Raw genomic sequence first — 15,457 nt, forward strand, 5'->3', positions numbered from 1 at the left:
TCATCGGAGCCATATGAGTGCGGCGATGAGGACGAGGCTGCCGCGGTAGATCACGGCGCGTTTGGTGTAGCGGGTGGCCAGGTCGCGGTAGTGCTTGAGTCGGTTGAAGCAGCGTTCCACGACGTTGCGTTCGCGGTAGAGCGCTGGGTCAAAGCCCGGTGGCCGTCCGCCCGAGCTGCCCTGGGCGGCCCGGCGGGCGATCTGGTCGGCGCGCTCGGGGATGACGTGGGTGATCCCGCGTCGGCGCAGCAGGGCACGGGTCGAGTCGTGGGCGTAGCCCTTGTCCGCGATCAGCACGTCCGGGCGTTTGCGCGGGCGTCCGGGCCCGGGCGTGGGGATACGGATCGCGTCCAGCACGGGCAGCAGCTGTGGGTTGTCCCCGGCCTGCCCGGGCGTGAGGAGGATCGACAGGGGCCGGCCGCGGCGGTCGACCGCAAGGTGGATCTTGGTGGTCAGTCCGCCCCGGGACCGGCCGATGGCCTCGGTCGCGGTGGCCGGGACCGCGCCCCCTTTTTCCGCGCCCCGGCCGCATGCTGATGGGCCCGCACGATCGTGGAGTCGACGCTGATGACCCACTCGACCGGCGTCCCGTCCTCCTTGACCTGCGCCGCCGCCAGGATCTTGTCCCAGGTCCCATCCGCGCTCCAGCGGGCCAGACGCTCGTGACAGGTCTTCCACGGCCCGTACCGCTCGGGCAGATCCCGCCACGGCGCACCCGTGCGCAGCTTCCACAGGATCCCGTTGATCACCTGACGGTGATCACGCCACCGGCCCGACCTGCCGTTCGAGACCGGCAGCAACGGCTCAATCAGCGCCCACGCACGATCCGTTAACTCACCACGACCGACCATCCATCCAGTCCACCACGCCACCAGCCCTGATCGACAGGACAGGTCCTAGGCGGCCCGGCCCGGCTCAGCGCTCCGTCGCCCCGTCGCGCGAGACGTCGTCGAGCACCTTCAGCACGGCCTTCAGCCAGCGCAGCTCCGTCTCGCTCGTGGCGCGGGCGATCCTCAGTAGCCCCTTCCGGAAGGGGTCCTCGATCTCCTCGGCGAGCAGCGGACGTTCGCCCTCGTAGAAGAAGCTGCTCGGCTGCTCCAGGAAGGTCAGACGGCGGCGCAGCACGACCGCCTGCTCGGGCGGCCCGTCGAGGTGGCGGAGGAACGCGAGCACGGTGAACCAGCGGTTCTCGTCGCTGATGTCCGTGTCGTCGGCCTCGCTCAGCCTGCGGCGCAGCTCCGCCCGGCCCTCGGCGGTCAGCGTCAGCGTGTGCCGGGGCGCGGCCCGGGCGCCCGGCTCCGTCCTGCGGTCGAGCAGGCCCGCGCGCTCCAGCCGTTTGATCGCCGGGTAGAGCGTCCCGTCCGCGATGGGGCGCACATGACCGGTGAGATGCGCGACCCGGCGCTTCAGCTCGTAGCCGTGCAGCGGCTGCTCGTACAGGAATCCCAGAATGGCCAGCTCCAACACCCGGGTATCTTCCCTCACGATCGCTATACCTCGCCATCTATGTATAGTCTCAGCGAGATATTGGGCGCGCGAGGCATGCGCCAACACCCCGGCGAACGAGGAGGAAGGCCATGCGCGATGCCCAGGTGACCCCGGACGGGGCGCGGATCCGGTGGGTGGAGATCCCGGCGGCGGACCAGGGTGGTCCCTCCGTGCGGCCGCGCGTCTGGCTGCACGGGCTCGGCGCCTCGTCCGGCCCGTACTTCACCGCGAGTGCAGTACATCCCCTGCTCGCGGGCCCCCGGTCCCTCCTCGTGGACCTGCTGGGCTTCGGCATCAGCGACCGTCCCGCGGACTTCGGCTACAGCCTGGAGGAGCACGCCATCGCTCTCGCCCGCGCCCTGGAGGCGGCGGACGTGGGCGGGGGCGGAGCGGAGGTCGTCGCGCACAGCATGGGCGGTGCGATCGCGATCGTGCTCGCGGCCCGGCACCCGCGTCTGGTCGAGCGGATGGTCCTGATCGACGCCAATCTCGATCCGATCCATCCGCAATGGAACGACTGGGGAAGCAGTGGCATCGCCGCCCAGTCGGAGGAGGAGTTCCTCGCGGGCGGCTGGCGCGCGGTGCGCGACAAGGCTGGGCCCCACTGGTGGGCCACCATGCGGCTGGCGGGACGCGAGGCCCTGCACCGCAGCGCCGTCCACCTGACGCGCGCGACGGTGCCGACGATGCGGGAGCTGCTGCTGGAGCTGGACGTCCCCCGCACCTACCTCCGGCCCGAGAGCGACGGGCCGGTGCCGGACGAGGAGGGGCTCGTCGCGGGCGGCGTCACCGTCGTGCCCGTGCCCGAGTGCGGGCACAACATCATGCTGGACAACCCGGAGGCGTTCGTACGGGCCACGGCCGCCGCGCTCCGTCCCTGAGCCCGCGTCACCAGGTGCGGGCCGCCTCCAGCAGGCGGTCGCGTACGCGCGCGACGTGCGGGTTGGCCGCCGAGCCCGGTCGCTGGACGAGGTACGCCGTGTTGATCGGCGGGTCCTCCGGCTCGCGCAGCGGTACGAGGGCCCCGGAGGCCAGTTCGTCCAGGCAGAGGTAGCGGGGGAGCACGCTGAAGCCCGCGCCCGCCGTGAGCGCCGACAGCACGCCCCGCAGGTCGGGCACGGTGACGGCCGCCCGGCACGAGAGGCGCTTGCCGAAGACGTGGCGCCAGTAGCGGCGGGCGATGGGCAGGTCCTCGGCGTAGGTGATCAGGGGGACGGCGTGCAGGGCGGCGGGGAGGTCGTCGGTGCCGCCGCCGGCCAGCCGTTCCGCCCAGGAGGGCGCGGCCACCAGCACGAATTCCTCGTCCATCAGCGGCACGGCGGTCAGCGCCCGGCCGCGCGGGCGCGTGGTCGCGACGACCAGGTCGTGACGGCCGCCCGCGCGCATCTCCTCCAGCAGCGCGTCGGTGAGGCCCGTGCCCACGCGGAGCCGTACCCCGTCCTCGACCAGGGGCGCGAGCGCGGGCAGCGCGAGGGCGCACAGCAGCTCGGCCGGGCCCGCGAGGTGCACGGGGTCCGGCGGAGGCGCCTCGTCCGCCTCCGGGCCGCCGGTGCCGCCGCCCGTGACGGCGGCGAGGGCGTCGAGCGGGGCGATCACCCGGGCGGCGAGTTCGTCGGCGAAGGGCACGGGGGCGACCCCGCGGGGCAGCCGCTCGAACAGCTCGCGCCCGAGCTGCCGCTCCAGGGCGCGGACCTGCGTCGTCACCGTCGGCTGCGAGAGGCCCAGCAGGTGGGAGGCGGCCGTGAAGGACCCGGAACGGTAGACGGCCAGGAAGGTCCGCAACAGATTCAGATCCCGCATGCCGCCCACCCTATCCATAGAGATCTCTATGGCAGCCAGAGGATCTTCTATTGGATACCGATGGCAAACGCGCTTACGTTCGAGATCAGTGAGCGCGCTGACATTCTGCGTGCAGAACGTCAGAACGTAGACGATCCGCAGGGAACCCGTTGGAACGCGGAGGGAACGCGGACGGCCGAGCAGTGGAGATGAGTGGCATGGCAAAGATCCTCTTCGTGGTCACCGGCGCCGACCACTGGACGCTCAATGACGGCACCCGGCACCCCACCGGCTTCTGGGCCGAGGAGGCCGTCGCGCCGTACGAGGAGTTCAAGCGGGCGGGCCACGAGGTCGTCGTCGCCACCCCCGGCGGCGTCGTCCCCACCGTCGACCGGGGCAGCCTCGCCCCCGACTTCAACGGCGGGCAGGAGGGCGCGGACCGGATGGCCGCCGCGCTCGCCGCGTTCACCGAGCTGGAGCACCCCGTACGCCTGGAGGACGTCGACCTCGCCGAGTACGCCGCGGTCTTCTACCCCGGCGGCCACGGCCCCATGGAGGACCTCGCCGTCAACGCGGACTCCGGCCGTCTGATCACCCGCGCCCTCGACTCCGGTACGCCGCTCGGCGTGGTCTGCCACGCCCCGGCGGCGTTCCTCGCGGCGACCCGCGAGGACGGCGCGCACGCCGTGGCGGGCCTCCGGATCACCGGGTTCACCAACGTCGAGGAGCGCCAGGCCGGGCTGGCCGACAAGGCGGTCTGGCTGCTCCAGGACCGGCTGACCGAGGCGGGCGCCGTCTTCCAGGAGGGCGAGCCCTGGGCCCCGTACGTGGTCGTCGACGGCAACCTCGTCACCGGCCAGAACCCGGCCTCCTCCGCGCCCCTGGCGATCGAACTGCTGAAGAAGCTGGCCTGAACCATGGGCACGGGGCGGCTCGACGAGGTCCTGGACGCGACGTACACGTGTCTCGTCAGATACGGCGTACGCCGCACCACCATGGACGACATCGCCACCGTCATGGGCGTCTCCCGCTCCGCGGTCTACCTCTACGTCCGCGGCAAGGACGACGCCTTCCGGCGGCTCGCCGAACGGCTCCACGCGCAGGCGCTCGAACGGGCCAGGGAATCCGCCGAGGCCGACCTCCCGCCCGCCGAACGCGTGCGCGGCATCCTCTCCGCCAAGCTCGACCTGGTCCTCCAGCTCGCGGGCGACTCCCCGCACGCCGCCGAACTCCTCGACGAGAAGGGCCGCCTCTTCGGCGACATCTGCCACGACTTCACCGCGCGGCTGCGCGGGCTGCTGGCGGACGCGTTCGCCGAGACGTTCGCGGAAGCGGGCACGGCGGGCACGGCGGGTGGGGCGGACCCAGCGGCCGCAGCTAGAACTTCCGAAACTGGAACGTCCGCGACTGGAACGTCCGCAACGGAACAGAGCGCTCGTGGACGGGTGGAGCCCGCCGAAGCGGCCGACATCTGCATCGCGCTCGTCATCGGGCTGGAGTCCGTGCCGGACGGCGCGCGCCTCCTCGGCCCGGCGGCCGAGGCCCTGCTCACGGGCCTCCTCCCGGCGGCAGCGGACGGCCCCTAGCCCGACACCCCGGACCACCCCCCCGGTCCCCCCCCCGGACCAACATCCCCGATACCGATCCCTCTCCCCCCTCCCGTACAGAAGGCACCACCATCATGAGCACGCAGCAGCACCTCACCCTGAACAACGGCCTCCGCATGCCGCAGCTCGGCTTCGGCGTCTGGCAGGTCGAGGACGACCAGGCGTACGAGGCGGTCACCTCGGCCCTGCAGGCCGGTTACCGCTCCGTCGACACCGCCCGCATCTACGACAACGAGTCGGGCGTCGGCCGTGCCCTGCGCGACGCGGACCTCGCGCGCGAGGACGTCTTCCTCACCACCAAGCTGTGGAACGCCGACCACGGCTACGACGAGGCCCTCAAGGCCTTCGACGCCAGCCTGGAGCGCCTGGGCACGGAGTACGTCGACCTGTACCTGATCCACTGGCCGGTGCCGGAGCAGGACAAGTACGTCGAGTCGTGGCGCGCCCTGGAGAAGATCTACGCCGACGGCCGCGCCAAGGCGATCGGCGTCTCCAACTTCACCGCCCGGACCCTGGGCCGCCTGCTGGACGAGACGGACGTCGTGCCGGTGCTCAACCAGATCGAGCTGCACCCGTACTTCTCCCAGGGCGAGATGCGCGCCTTCGACGCCGCCAACAACCTGGCCACCGAGGCGTGGAGCCCCCTCGGCCAGGGCAAGGAGCTGCTGGGCGAGCCGGTGCTCGCGCGGATCGCCGGGAAGCACGGCAAGACCCCGGCCCAGGTCGTCATCCGCTGGCACCTCCAGCTCGGCAACGTCGTCATCCCCAAGTCCGTGACCCCGTCGCGGATCAAGGAGAACATCGACGTCTTCGACTTCGAGCTGGACGCCACCGACATGGGCGACATCGCGGGCCTCGACCGCGGCGGCCGCATCGGCGCCGACCCGGCCACCATGAACTGGCTGGGCTGACGGACCGGCGGGCCGACGGACTGATCGACCGACGGACCGTTCAGAAGCGGATGGTCCGGTAAGGACCGGTCCGGCATACGGTCACGCGTCGTTCAAGGCGTCGAGGTTCACGAGCTGCGTCCGCAGCCCGTGCTCCTCGGCGTAGCGACGGCGGCACGTGTGGTGGCAGAAGCCGTACACCGTGCCGCCGTGCACCAGCGTCAGGTCCGTGTCCTCCTCGACGGTCATCCCGCACACCGGGTCCAGCAGTCTGCCGGGCGGGGGCGCGGAGACCTGTCCCTGGGCGAGGTTCCGGCGGTACGCACGCGTCAGCTCTTCCAGCAGATCTTCCGCGCCGAAACTCTTCCCGTAGAAACCGATCCCGCCCTCCGAGACGCCGACCACGTGGACCATGGCGTGCGGGGCGAGCCACAGGTGTTCGGGGTCCCGCCCGGCGGCCTCCTCGGTCTCGGCCAGGGCCTTGGTGACCATCTCGATGGCGTTGGCGCTCATGTCCTTGCGCCAGGCCGCCGGAACGCTGAGCCGTACGACATAACGCGGCGGGTCCGCCGGATCGCTCTCGCCCTCTTCCGGCCGCTGCCCCAGGACCCAGGCGTCGGTCTCGTGGACGAGGGCCTGGGTCAGCGTCCTCGCGGCTCCGAGCACCTCGCTCGCGTGCATGCCGTTGTCCACCATGAACGCCTCGATCAGGCGGCGCCCGAGGGCCCGCCGTTCGTCCGCGTCGAGCGCGCCTCGGGGGACGTACACGTCGAAGAGCATCATGCGGGGCTCCTTCTCCTGGACCTTCTCCTGGGCTCCGGCCGCGGTGTGCGGCCGTGCTGTCAGGTTCGCGTCCGGCGAGGGTCGGGGCATCCTGCGGGCGTTGACTCCCGGGCGTACACCCCCGGTCGTACGTCCGTGGGCGAGGCCGCCCGCAGGGGGCGGTCAGCGGGCCGCCGCCTGGAGGACGGGGATCAACTGCTCCTCCTCGTAGCGGAGGTGGGTCTCCAGCTCCTCGGTGATGCGGTCGACCTCGGGCAGGAGGCGTGCCGGGTCCGTGCCGTCCGCGCGCAGCAGGTTCTGGAGCTCCTCCAGGAGCGCGGCGAGCTTCTCGTGCTCCTCGTTCAGCCGCTGGACGGTCGGTTCGAGTGCGGGGTCCGCGTCGAGGAGTGCGGGGAACAGGCCCATGGACTCGCCGGTGTGGTGGTTGTGCAGGCCCTGGCAGAGGGTCAGGCAGTTGATGCGGAGCTGGGCGCCGAGGGCGGGGGAGGGGCCGGCGGCGATGATCTCGTCGCGTATCAGGGCGAGTTCGCGGCGGAAGGCGTTGTGGACGACGCGGAGGGCCTCACCGAAGTCGTCGGCGTTCGGGTTCGGCGGGCCGGGGACCGGGTCGAGGGCGACGACGGGGATCACCCGGTCCGTCTTCGCCTGGTAGGCGGCCCAGCCCTCGTCGGTCTCCACGGCGCGCGCGAACGCGGCGTCGCGCTCCTCGCCCTCCAGGACCGTCGCGGTCGCCTCGTACGTGAACGCGCCCGTCTCGACGTTGGCGCGCGGGTGCGCCCGCAGGTTGTGGAACCAGGCGGGGTGGTGCGGCGCCCCGGCGGCCGACGCGATGACGAGTACGCGTCCGCCGCCGTCGGCGAGATAGCCGAGCGGCGTGGTGCGGGGCGCGCCGGAACGGGCGCCCGTGGTGGTCAGAAGGAGGAGGCGGGCGCCCTCGAAGGGGCCGCCGACGCGGCCCTCGTTGGCGCGGAACTCATCGATGACGTGCTGATTGAAGTCGTTCGGCATTCGCTGCTTTCTCGTCCGGAGGAAAAGGATTCGCGGAGGGAATGCAGCGAAGGCGGGCCTCTCGCCCGCCCGGCGCTCAAGCCGTGGCCGGGTACCTCACTCGTGCGTGGCCCATGGCCGACCCGGTAGTCACGGGGAGGAAGGTATACCGGCAGGTGGGGCGGGGCAAGGGGATTCGAGGAAACGATTCTTTACCGGACTATCTTGTACGGATCTATCTGCCTCGGAACGAATCGCTACCCTGGCCGTCATGACTGCCATGGTTCCCTCGCGCACTCAGCCCGACCTGTCCTTCCTGCTGGACCACACCGGCCATGTGTTGCGGACCCAGATGTCCGCCGCGCTGGCCGAGATCGGGCTGACCGCGCGCATGCACTGCGTACTGGTCCACGCCCTGGAGGAGGAGCGGACGCAGGCGCAGCTCGCCGAGATCGGCGACATGGACAAGACGACGATGGTGGTCACCGTCGACGCGCTGGAGGAGGCCGGGCTCGCAGAGCGGCGGCCGTCCCGCGCCGACCGCAGGGCCCGGATCGTCGCGGTCACGGAGAAGGGGCTGGAGGTCGCGCGGGAGAGCCAGGAGATCGTCGACCACGTGCACGTGGAGGCGCTGTCGGCGCTGCCCCGGCGTGAACGGGACACACTCGTCAAGGCGTTGGAGCGGCTGGCCGAGGGGCACCTCGCGGCCCCGGTCGAGAGCGAGCGGCCGGTGCGGAGGGCTCGGCAGCGGGGGGCGAAGGGGTAGGGATTCGGGTTCGGTCGGAGGCGGATCAATCCGAGAGGGATAGTCTGCAACAAAACTATCTGCTACGTTCTCTTCCGCTGTCCTCACGACAGTTCCCCACCATTGACTTCTCAGAAGGAGCGCCAATGGCCGCCGCCAACAGCAATGAGCAGTCAGCCGAAGCCAAGCCCGCGCCCCGCGCGCTGAGCGACGGCGAGCTGGACGCGCTGCTCCGGGAGCACCGTTTCGGGGTGCTCGCGACCGTCAAGCGCAGCGGCCATCCGCATCTGTCCACCGTGGTCCAGCAGTGGGACCCCGAGGAGCGGACCGTACGGATCTCCGCGACCAGGGACCGTCTCAAGGTGCGGCACATACGGCGCGATCCGCGGGTGGCGCTGCACGTGGACGGGCCGGACGTCTGGTCGTTCGCGGTGGTGGAGGGCGACGCGACGGTCGTACCCGACCCGGAGGGCGAGACAGAGGACCGCGTGACCATCGAGGTGCGGGCCACGCGTCTCTACGGGACGTCGCTGGACTTCCCCTCCGGCCCCACGGGCTGACCGCCCGGCGGCCCGACCCGCCTCGCCCCGCCCCGTCGTCCCGTCCCCGCTACCGCGCCGCCGTGAACGCGCGTGCCGCGTCCCGTGCGGCCTGTTCGGGGAGGGCGGGGTCCGGGTCGGAGCGGAGGAGCACCAGGTGGTGGTAGAGGGGCGCGGTCGAGGCGATCAGCAGGCGGCGGGCCTCCGTGCCCGGTGGCAGCTCCCCGCGTCGCTCCGCGCGCTCCACGAGCACCTCGCAGCGCGCGTACCGGTCCTCCCAGAAGCGGCGCAGCGCGTCGGCGGCCTCCGCCGAGCGGAACGAGGCGGCGATCAGCGCGGCCGTGACGGAGGGGCGCGCGGTGAGGGCCGCGTAGAGCTCGCGGTTGAGGGCGCGCAGGTCGCCCTCCAGGGCGCCCGTGTCCGGGGGTGTCCAGCCGTCGTCGGCCCCGGCGTCCAGGACGTCCGCGAGGAGGCCGCCGACGTCCCGCCAGCGGCGGTAGACGGTCGTACGGTGCACGCCCGCGCGGGCGGCGACCGTGTCGACCGTGAGCGCGTCGTACCCGCCCGCCACGAGCTGTGCGCCGACCGCGTCGAGCACCTGCTCCCGCACCCGGGCGGTCCGGCCTCCGGGGCGCCGCCCGGGCTCCGGGGCGGCGCTTGCCCTCGCTGACGTACCCATGGCAACATGTTAACGCAACTGTTGTCGCACTAGCGAGGTAGCCCGTGCTCTTCCGCAGCGTTCACCCGGTTCAGACCGCACATTTCCCGAACGCTCCGGAGACCACGTATGCCCACGCAGATCACCGCCCTCGCCGTCACCAAGTCCTTCGGTGAACTGACCGTCCTTTCCGACGTCACCTGCTCGTTCGCCGCCGGTGAGCGCACGGGGATCGTCGGTGAGAACGGCTCGGGGAAGACCACCCTGCTCCGCCTCCTCGGCGGGCTCGAACGGCCCGACAGCGGCGAGATCGTCGTCCGCGCGGACGGAGGGGTCGGCCATCTCGCCCAGGACGAGGCGCTGCCGCCCCATCTGACCGTCCAGGACGTCATCGACAGGGCGCTGTCCGAATTGCGCGCCATGGAGGCGCGGTTGCGCCGTCTGGAAGCCGTCATGTCCCAAGAGGGCGAGACGGCCGGTGCGGCCCTGTCCGAGTACGGCGACCTGATGACCGTCTTCGAGCTGCGCGGTGGCTACGAGGCGGAGGCGCGTGTCGAGCGTGCCCTGCACGGCCTCGGCCTGGGCCCGCTGCCGCGCGGCCGTACGGTCGGCTCCCTCTCAGGAGGCGAGCAGGTACGGCTGCGCCTCGCGTCCGTCCTGGCGGCCTCCCCCGAGGTGCTGCTCCTGGACGAACCCACCAACCATCTGGACGCCGCGGCGCTCTCCTGGCTGGAGGACCATCTGCGCACCCGGCGCGGTACGACCGTGGCGGTTTCGCACGACAGGTTGTTCCTGGAGCGCGTGGCCACCACCCTGCTGGAGGTCGACGCCGACCGCCGTACCGTCGTCCGCTACGGCAACGGCTACGCAGGCTATCTCACGGAGAAGGCCGCGGCCCTGCGCCGCTGGGAGCAGGAGCACGCGCGCTGGACGGACGAGATCGCGCGGCTGCGCGAGACCGCCGCCACGACGGCCCGCAGGGTCGCGCCGGGCCGCGCCATGAAGGACGGCAACAAGATGGCGTACGACCGTGCGGGGGGCCGTGTGCAGCAGTCCCTCGCCAGCCGCGTACGGAACGCCGAGGAGCGCCTGAGCCGCCTGCTGGCCGAGCCCGTGCCGCCGCCGCCCGAACCGCTCCGGTTCGCCGCGTCGTTCGGCGGCTGGAGGCGGCTGGAGGGGCCGCTGCTGGAGGCCGACGGCGTGACCGTTCCCGGCCGGCTGGCGCCGACGGCGCTCGCCGTCGGGCCGGGCGACCGGGTGCTCGTCACCGGACCGAACGGGGCGGGCAAGAGCACCCTGCTGGCCGTGCTCGCCGGGGAACTGCCGCCCGGCGGGCACCTGGTGGCCAAGGGACGCGTCGGCCATCTGCCGCAGGAGCCCGGCCCCGGGCGCCCCGGCGAGACGCTGCTGCGTGCCTACGCGCGCGGGCGCGCGGGCACCCCGGAGGAGCACGCCGAGAAGCTGCTCTCCCTGGGGCTGTTCACCCCGGAGAAGCTGACCGTCCCGGTGACGGCCCTGTCCACGGGACAGCGGCAACGGCTCGCCTTGGCACGCCTGGTGACCACGCCGTCCGACGTGCTCCTGCTGGACGAGCCGACGAACCATCTGTCGCTGGCCCTGGTGGAGGAGATGGAGACCGCGCTGGTGGCGTACGAGGGAGCGGTGGTCATCGTCAGCCACGACCGCCTGCTCCGCTCCCGCTGGAACGGCCGCGAACTCTCCCTCTCCTGAGACCTCTTAAGAGGACAGCGCCTTCGACAGGCGGCGCAGCCCCTCCTCGATCTCGGCGGGGGTGTGCGTGATGAACGAGAGCCGCATCGTCGCCTCGTCCGGGCGCTCGACGTGGAAGGGCGCCCCGGGGACGTACGCGACGTCGTGGGCGACGGCCCTGGGGAGCAGTTCCGCGGCGTCGTACCCCTCGGGGAGCCGGGCCCAGACGAACATGCCGCCCTCCGGACGGTTCCAGCGCGAGCCGTCCGGAAGGGCGTCCGGCAGTCCGGCGAGCAGGGCGTCGCGGCGCTCCCCGTAGACCGTGCGGACACGGTCGATGTGCGCGTCCAGGTCGCTGTCGGCCAGATAGCGCGCGGCGGCCATCTGGTTGACGGTCGGGGTGTGCAGGTCGGCGGACTGCTTGACGACCGTGCAGGCGCGCAGCAGTTCGGCGGGGGCGCGCAGCCAGCCCAGCCGCATCCCGGGGGCCATGACCTTCGAGAAGCTGCCCAGCAGGACGGCGCGGTCCCCGGCGCCCACGGCCTCGGCGCAGGCGGTGAGGCGGGGCACGTCCTCGCCCTCGTAACGGAGTTCGCCGTACGGGTCGTCCTCGATCAGCCAGAGGCCGCGGCGCGCGGCCAGTCCCGCGACGGCCTCGCGCCGTTTGGCGGGCATGGTGCGGCCGGTGGGGTTCTGGAAGGTGGGGACGGTGTAGAGCAGCTTGGGGCGGAGGCGGACGAGCAGGTCGTCCAGGGCCTCCAGATCCGGTCCGTACTCGTCGCACGGCACGGGGACCACGCGGGCTCCGGCGAAGCCGAAGACCTGGAGGACGGCCAGATAGCACGGGTCCTCGACGAGCACCGTGTCGCCGGGCTCGACCAGCGCGGTGGCCAGCAGGGTCAGCGCCTGCTGCGATCCGGCCGTGACCAGCAGGGACGCGGGGTCCGTGGGCAGGCCGCGCGCGGTCAGCCGGTCGGATATCGCGCCGCGCAGCGCCGGGTCGCCCTCGGTGGTGCTGTACTGCAGCGCGGCGCTGCCGGACCCGGTGAGCACCGCGTCGTAGGCGCGGGACAGGCCCGCCACGTCGAAGAGTTCGGGAGCGGGCAGGCCGCCCGCGAAGGAGATGATCCCGGGCACGGCCGTGGTCGCCAGGATCTCCCGTACGGCCGAGCCGCCGACGGCGGTGGCGCGGGAGGAGAGAGCGGGCGGGGGAGCGGTGGAGCTCCGGGGGCTCGCGGTGCTCATGTCGGGGCGACTCCTTGATCGTTCCAGCGGCCTTGGAGGCTACAGGACCGCTGGTCAGAGCCTTACCGAGACGTAGTCGATGCCGTTCCGCTCAGCGTGGTCCGAAGCCGCCGTACGGCTGGAGCGGGATCACGCGGAACTCGGACATCTCCCTGCGGGCCAGCGGGAGCCGTGAGACGGCCGCCTCGGCCTCCGCGAGGGAGTCGGCCTCCAGGAGGAAGCAGGCGCCCCTGGTGTCGCCCCGCAGCCAGATCTGGCGCACGGCACCGGCGGCGTACAGCTCCCGTACGGCCTCGGTCTCCTGGGGCAGCACCTCGGCGAAGTCGTCCTCGGTGAACTGCTGCGTATAGCGCTCAGTTATGACCATGAATTGCACAGAGCGCAACCTAGCACCCTTGTCCGTACATGCGTGGAGTGACTCCGACCACTGGCCACCCCCGGCTACGGCAGCGGCGCCAGCGATGGCGTGGATCCGGCGGCACACAGGGGGCGCACGCAACCCCGGAAGGGCGCACCCGTGTCCCCTTTACCGTGATTCGCCCCTCAGGGGCAGTCCGGTGAAATCGCAGTAACGGGGGTTCACTTGTCCGACTTCATCGAGACCATCGAAGGTCTGTTCACACCAGACGAGGGGGAGGGGAACGCGGCCGAGGCCGCGCCCGCGGGCGGCGCGCTCACGCCGTACACGGACGCGCTCCGCGTCCCGCCCACCCTGCGGCCCGGCCCCGACGGCCGGGTCGAGATCGCCCTCACCGAAACCTGGACCCGGCTGCACTCGCAGCTCCCGCCGACCCGTGTGTGGGCGTACGACGGGCACTTCCCGGGGCCCACCCTGGAGGTGCGCCGCGGTCAGCGGATCCGGGTCGCCTGGACGAACAGGATCACCGGCACCTACCCGGCGGCGTCCGTCGCGGTCGGGATCGGTGACCCGAAGGACCCGAACACCAACCATTCCGGCAGGGACGGCGTGAAGCCCGACGAGAACGTCGCGGCGCTGCCCGCCTGGACGGTGACGCACCTGCACGGCGGCGTCACCGGGGGCGGCAACGACGGCTGGGCGGAGAACGCCGTGGCCGTCGGGGACGCCCAGCTCTCCGAGTACCCGAACGACCATCCCGCGACCCAGTGGTGGTACCACGACCACGCCATGAACATCACCCGGTGGAACGTCTACGCCGGGCTGGTCGGCACGTATCTCGTCCGGGACGCCGAGGAGGACGCGCTCGGGCTGCCGCGCGGGGAGCACGAGATCCCGCTCGTCCTGGCCGACCGCAACCTCGACGAGGACGAGGACGGCCGCCTCAACGGCCAGCTGCTCTACAAGGTGATCAACCTCGGCCCCGACCCCGAGTCGGGCAAGGACGTCACCCTGCCCTTCACGGGCCCGTACGCCACCGTGAACGGCACCGTCTGGCCGTACCTGGAGGTCGAGCCCCGCTGGTACCGCTTCCGGCTCGTCAACGCCTCCAACGCCCGTACGTACGCGCTCGCGCTCGTCGACGAGAGGGGGCGGCCCGTTCCCGACGGGACGGTCAAGCAGATCGGCAGCGACGGCGGGCTGCTGCCGCGCCCCGTGGACGTGCCGTTCGTGGACGACCAGGACCCGGCACGGCGGAAGGTGCTGTCCGCGGCGCCCGCGGAACGCTTCGACCTCCTGGTCGACTTCCGGGCGCTGCGCGGCAGGAGGCTGCGCCTCGTCAACACGGGCGGCACGGGATTCGGGAGGCCCGACCGTCCGGCCGGGATCCCGTATCCGCACGTGATGGAGTTCCGCGTCGCGGAGGAGCCCTCGGGCGACCCCGAGCCGTTCACCCTTCCGGAGACGCTGTCTCCGTCCTTCCAGAAGCTCACCCACGACACCCCGCACGGCCACCGGATGGTGCTGCTCACGCCGCCCGGCACCAAGGGCGGCGGCGGGCACCCGGAGATCTGGGAGATGGCCGACATCACCGAGGAGGTGGGGGACGGGCCCGTCGAGCCGAGGGACGGCGTCGTGCAGATCCGCGGCAAGGACAACGTGCTGCGCACCTACCGGCGCACGGCCCGGATGTTCGACGACGCCCTCGGCTACAAGATCGCGCGGAACGACTACGAGCAGTGGAGCTTCCTCAACCTGGGGGCCGCTCCCAACGACCCCATGCACCCGATGCACATCCATCTGGCCGACTTCCAGGTCCTCGCCCGTGACGGCTACGACGCGTCCGGATTCAGCAAGGAGGTCGGCGGCACCACCGCGCCCGTCACCTACAGGGCCGCGGGTTCCGTGCCGGTGCCGCCCGGGGAGAGCGGCTGGAAGGAGGTCTTCCAGGTGCCCAGGGGCCAGATGGTCAACGTGATCGGCCGTTTCGACGGCGCGCACGGACGGTTCATGTACCACTGCCATCTGCTGGAGCACGAGGACGCGGGAATGATGCGTCCCTACACGGTGATGCCGCCCGAGGTCATGAAGTTCGACCACGGCCACGGCGGAGGCCACCCGCACGACGGCGGGCAGCCCCACGACGGCGGGCAGTCCCACACCGGCTGAGTCAGGTACGGCTGTTCGGGGAGGGACCCGGGCGTGGGAGTCAGCCCTCCCCGAACAGCTCCAGCAGTTCCCGCTTCTCGAACATCCGGGCGGTGTCGATCGCCGAGGGGTGGCCCGCGCGCGGGTCGGCCCCGCCCTCGAACAGGGCGCGGACGACCTCGTCCTCGCCCTTGAAGACGGCCCCGGCGACGGGCGACTGGCCCCGGTCGTTCAGCCGGTTCGGGTCGGCCTCGCGCGCGAGGAGCGCCCGTACGGTGGCCGTGTGCCCGTGGTACGCCGCGAGCATCAGGAGCGAGTCGCCCTTGTCGTTGGTGAGGTTCGCGGGCACGCCCGCGTCCACATAGGCCGCGACCGTGTCCGTGTCGCCGTGCCGCGCCAGGTCGAAGATCCGCTGGGCCAGCTCCAGCACCTCGGGGTCGTGCGCGGGCTCCTGGCTCTCGGGAGTGGGTGCGTTGGACATGGCGTGAGGTCCTCCCTGCGTGGTGCTGTCGGACGCCGG

At 72.0% G+C, this 15,457-nt stretch carries 17 protein-coding genes; 8 read left to right on the forward strand and 9 right to left on the reverse strand.

Translation table 11 applies throughout. From position 1 onward, the window contains the following. Both ACGF3A_RS43280 and ACGF3A_RS43285 read right to left on the reverse strand, forming a co-directional pair. Positions 1 to 851 (reverse strand): IS5 family transposase gene (locus tag ACGF3A_RS43280; RefSeq protein WP_393736759.1). Its coding sequence is split into 2 segments (ribosomal slippage): positions 1 to 500 and positions 500 to 851, totalling 852 coding nucleotides; the frame shifts between segments, so codons are not numbered across the junction. A 64-nt stretch (positions 852 to 915) separates the two neighbouring features. After that, positions 916 to 1,467 carry a PadR family transcriptional regulator gene (locus tag ACGF3A_RS43285; RefSeq protein WP_393736890.1) on the reverse strand — a complete coding sequence of 184 codons (552 nt, stop codon included), beginning with the start codon at positions 1,465 to 1,467 and terminating at the stop codon, positions 916 to 918. Positions 1,468 to 1,577: 110 nt separating this feature from the next. On the opposite strand from ACGF3A_RS43285, the gene ACGF3A_RS43290 reads away from it, so the two are divergent. Next, complete coding sequence (locus ACGF3A_RS43290) at positions 1,578 to 2,369, forward strand: alpha/beta fold hydrolase (protein ID WP_393736761.1); 792 nt, start codon at positions 1,578 to 1,580, stop codon at positions 2,367 to 2,369. 7 nt (positions 2,370 to 2,376) lie between these two features. Here the strand turns inward: ACGF3A_RS43290 and ACGF3A_RS43295 are convergent, their stop codons facing one another. Further along, the gene (locus tag ACGF3A_RS43295) at positions 2,377 to 3,288 is read right to left on the reverse strand and encodes a LysR family transcriptional regulator (RefSeq protein WP_393736763.1); all 912 of its coding nucleotides are present in this window, start codon (positions 3,286 to 3,288) and stop codon (positions 2,377 to 2,379) included. A 197-nt stretch (positions 3,289 to 3,485) separates the two neighbouring features. On the opposite strand from ACGF3A_RS43295, the gene ACGF3A_RS43300 reads away from it, so the two are divergent. From ACGF3A_RS43300 to ACGF3A_RS43310, 3 genes are all read left to right on the forward strand, one after another. Next, the gene (locus tag ACGF3A_RS43300; protein WP_393736892.1) at positions 3,486 to 4,181 is read left to right on the forward strand and encodes a type 1 glutamine amidotransferase domain-containing protein; all 696 of its coding nucleotides are present in this window, start codon (positions 3,486 to 3,488) and stop codon (positions 4,179 to 4,181) included. A 3-nt stretch (positions 4,182 to 4,184) separates the two neighbouring features. Continuing rightward, positions 4,185 to 4,853 carry a TetR/AcrR family transcriptional regulator gene (locus ACGF3A_RS43305; RefSeq protein WP_393736765.1) on the forward strand — a complete coding sequence of 223 codons (669 nt, stop codon included), beginning with the start codon at positions 4,185 to 4,187 and terminating at the stop codon, positions 4,851 to 4,853. A gap of 95 nt (positions 4,854 to 4,948) precedes the next feature. Next, complete coding sequence (locus tag ACGF3A_RS43310; protein WP_393736767.1) at positions 4,949 to 5,785, forward strand: aldo/keto reductase; 837 nt, start codon at positions 4,949 to 4,951, stop codon at positions 5,783 to 5,785. 81 nt (positions 5,786 to 5,866) lie between these two features. Here ACGF3A_RS43310 and ACGF3A_RS43315 read toward each other — a convergent pair whose 3' ends face one another. Together ACGF3A_RS43315 and ACGF3A_RS43320 are read right to left on the reverse strand one after the other, a co-directional pair. Next, a complete protein-coding gene (locus ACGF3A_RS43315; protein ID WP_393736769.1) occupies positions 5,867 to 6,637 on the reverse strand; it encodes a hypothetical protein in 771 nt (256 codons plus the stop codon). Positions 6,638 to 6,709: 72 nt separating this feature from the next. Continuing rightward, positions 6,710 to 7,555: a nitroreductase/quinone reductase family protein gene (locus ACGF3A_RS43320; protein WP_393736772.1), complete on the reverse strand. Its 846-nt coding sequence runs from the start codon at positions 7,553 to 7,555 to the stop codon at positions 6,710 to 6,712. Positions 7,556 to 7,805: 250 nt separating this feature from the next. Between ACGF3A_RS43320 and ACGF3A_RS43325 the strand changes: the two genes are divergently transcribed. Both ACGF3A_RS43325 and ACGF3A_RS43330 read left to right on the forward strand, forming a co-directional pair. Then, positions 7,806 to 8,300, forward strand: coding sequence for a MarR family winged helix-turn-helix transcriptional regulator (locus ACGF3A_RS43325; protein ID WP_393736774.1), 495 nt, complete (start codon positions 7,806 to 7,808; stop codon positions 8,298 to 8,300). Positions 8,301 to 8,425: 125 nt separating this feature from the next. Next, positions 8,426 to 8,839 (forward strand): pyridoxamine 5'-phosphate oxidase family protein, encoded by a 414-nt coding sequence (locus ACGF3A_RS43330; RefSeq protein ID WP_393736776.1) that lies wholly within the window; start codon positions 8,426 to 8,428, stop codon positions 8,837 to 8,839. Positions 8,840 to 8,888: 49 nt separating this feature from the next. Here the strand turns inward: ACGF3A_RS43330 and ACGF3A_RS43335 are convergent, their stop codons facing one another. After that, a complete protein-coding gene (locus ACGF3A_RS43335; RefSeq protein WP_393736778.1) occupies positions 8,889 to 9,497 on the reverse strand; it encodes a TetR/AcrR family transcriptional regulator C-terminal ligand-binding domain-containing protein in 609 nt (202 codons plus the stop codon). Between the two features lie 108 nt (positions 9,498 to 9,605). Between ACGF3A_RS43335 and ACGF3A_RS43340 the strand changes: the two genes are divergently transcribed. Continuing rightward, positions 9,606 to 11,207: an ABC-F family ATP-binding cassette domain-containing protein gene (locus tag ACGF3A_RS43340; RefSeq protein ID WP_393736780.1), complete on the forward strand. Its 1,602-nt coding sequence runs from the start codon at positions 9,606 to 9,608 to the stop codon at positions 11,205 to 11,207. Positions 11,208 to 11,213: 6 nt separating this feature from the next. On the opposite strand, the gene ACGF3A_RS43345 is transcribed toward ACGF3A_RS43340, so the two are convergent. Further along, complete coding sequence (locus ACGF3A_RS43345) at positions 11,214 to 12,431, reverse strand: PLP-dependent aminotransferase family protein (protein WP_393736782.1); 1,218 nt, start codon at positions 12,429 to 12,431, stop codon at positions 11,214 to 11,216. Between the two features lie 91 nt (positions 12,432 to 12,522). After that, on the reverse strand, positions 12,523 to 12,798 hold the full coding sequence (locus ACGF3A_RS43350) for a muconolactone Delta-isomerase family protein (RefSeq protein ID WP_393736784.1): 276 nt from the start codon (positions 12,796 to 12,798) through the stop codon (positions 12,523 to 12,525). A 216-nt stretch (positions 12,799 to 13,014) separates the two neighbouring features. Between ACGF3A_RS43350 and ACGF3A_RS43355 the strand changes: the two genes are divergently transcribed. Continuing rightward, the gene (locus tag ACGF3A_RS43355; protein WP_393736786.1) at positions 13,015 to 14,958 is read left to right on the forward strand and encodes a multicopper oxidase family protein; all 1,944 of its coding nucleotides are present in this window, start codon (positions 13,015 to 13,017) and stop codon (positions 14,956 to 14,958) included. Positions 14,959 to 14,998: 40 nt separating this feature from the next. Here the strand turns inward: ACGF3A_RS43355 and ACGF3A_RS43360 are convergent, their stop codons facing one another. Further along, positions 14,999 to 15,418: an ankyrin repeat domain-containing protein gene (locus ACGF3A_RS43360; protein ID WP_393736788.1), complete on the reverse strand. Its 420-nt coding sequence runs from the start codon at positions 15,416 to 15,418 to the stop codon at positions 14,999 to 15,001. Positions 15,419 to 15,457 lie beyond the last annotated feature (39 nt).

It is taken from the genome of Streptomyces sp. NPDC048172, assembly GCF_043202595.1.
In the GTDB taxonomy this organism is placed as follows: Bacteria; Actinomycetota; Actinomycetes; order Streptomycetales; family Streptomycetaceae; genus Streptomyces.

Excerpts from the sequence above, each read along its gene's own strand:
- ACGF3A_RS43290 (WP_393736761.1), top strand. The coding sequence starts at position 1,578 with ATGCGCGATGCCCAGGTGACCCCGGACGGGGCGCGGATCCGGTGGGTG.
- ACGF3A_RS43295 (WP_393736763.1), bottom strand. The coding sequence starts at position 3,288 with ATGCGGGATCTGAATCTGTTGCGGACCTTCCTGGCCGTCTACCGTTCC.
- ACGF3A_RS43300 (WP_393736892.1), top strand. The coding sequence starts at position 3,486 with ATGGCAAAGATCCTCTTCGTGGTCACCGGCGCCGACCACTGGACGCTC.
- ACGF3A_RS43305 (WP_393736765.1), top strand. The coding sequence starts at position 4,185 with ATGGGCACGGGGCGGCTCGACGAGGTCCTGGACGCGACGTACACGTGT.
- ACGF3A_RS43310 (WP_393736767.1), top strand. The coding sequence starts at position 4,949 with ATGAGCACGCAGCAGCACCTCACCCTGAACAACGGCCTCCGCATGCCG.
- ACGF3A_RS43315 (WP_393736769.1), bottom strand. The coding sequence starts at position 6,637 with ATGCCCCGACCCTCGCCGGACGCGAACCTGACAGCACGGCCGCACACC.
- ACGF3A_RS43320 (WP_393736772.1), bottom strand. The coding sequence starts at position 7,555 with ATGCCGAACGACTTCAATCAGCACGTCATCGATGAGTTCCGCGCCAAC.
- ACGF3A_RS43325 (WP_393736774.1), top strand. The coding sequence starts at position 7,806 with ATGACTGCCATGGTTCCCTCGCGCACTCAGCCCGACCTGTCCTTCCTG.
- ACGF3A_RS43330 (WP_393736776.1), top strand. The coding sequence starts at position 8,426 with ATGGCCGCCGCCAACAGCAATGAGCAGTCAGCCGAAGCCAAGCCCGCG.
- ACGF3A_RS43335 (WP_393736778.1), bottom strand. The coding sequence starts at position 9,497 with ATGGGTACGTCAGCGAGGGCAAGCGCCGCCCCGGAGCCCGGGCGGCGC.
- ACGF3A_RS43340 (WP_393736780.1), top strand. The coding sequence starts at position 9,606 with ATGCCCACGCAGATCACCGCCCTCGCCGTCACCAAGTCCTTCGGTGAA.
- ACGF3A_RS43345 (WP_393736782.1), bottom strand. The coding sequence starts at position 12,431 with ATGAGCACCGCGAGCCCCCGGAGCTCCACCGCTCCCCCGCCCGCTCTC.
- ACGF3A_RS43350 (WP_393736784.1), bottom strand. The coding sequence starts at position 12,798 with ATGGTCATAACTGAGCGCTATACGCAGCAGTTCACCGAGGACGACTTC.
- ACGF3A_RS43360 (WP_393736788.1), bottom strand. The coding sequence starts at position 15,418 with ATGTCCAACGCACCCACTCCCGAGAGCCAGGAGCCCGCGCACGACCCC.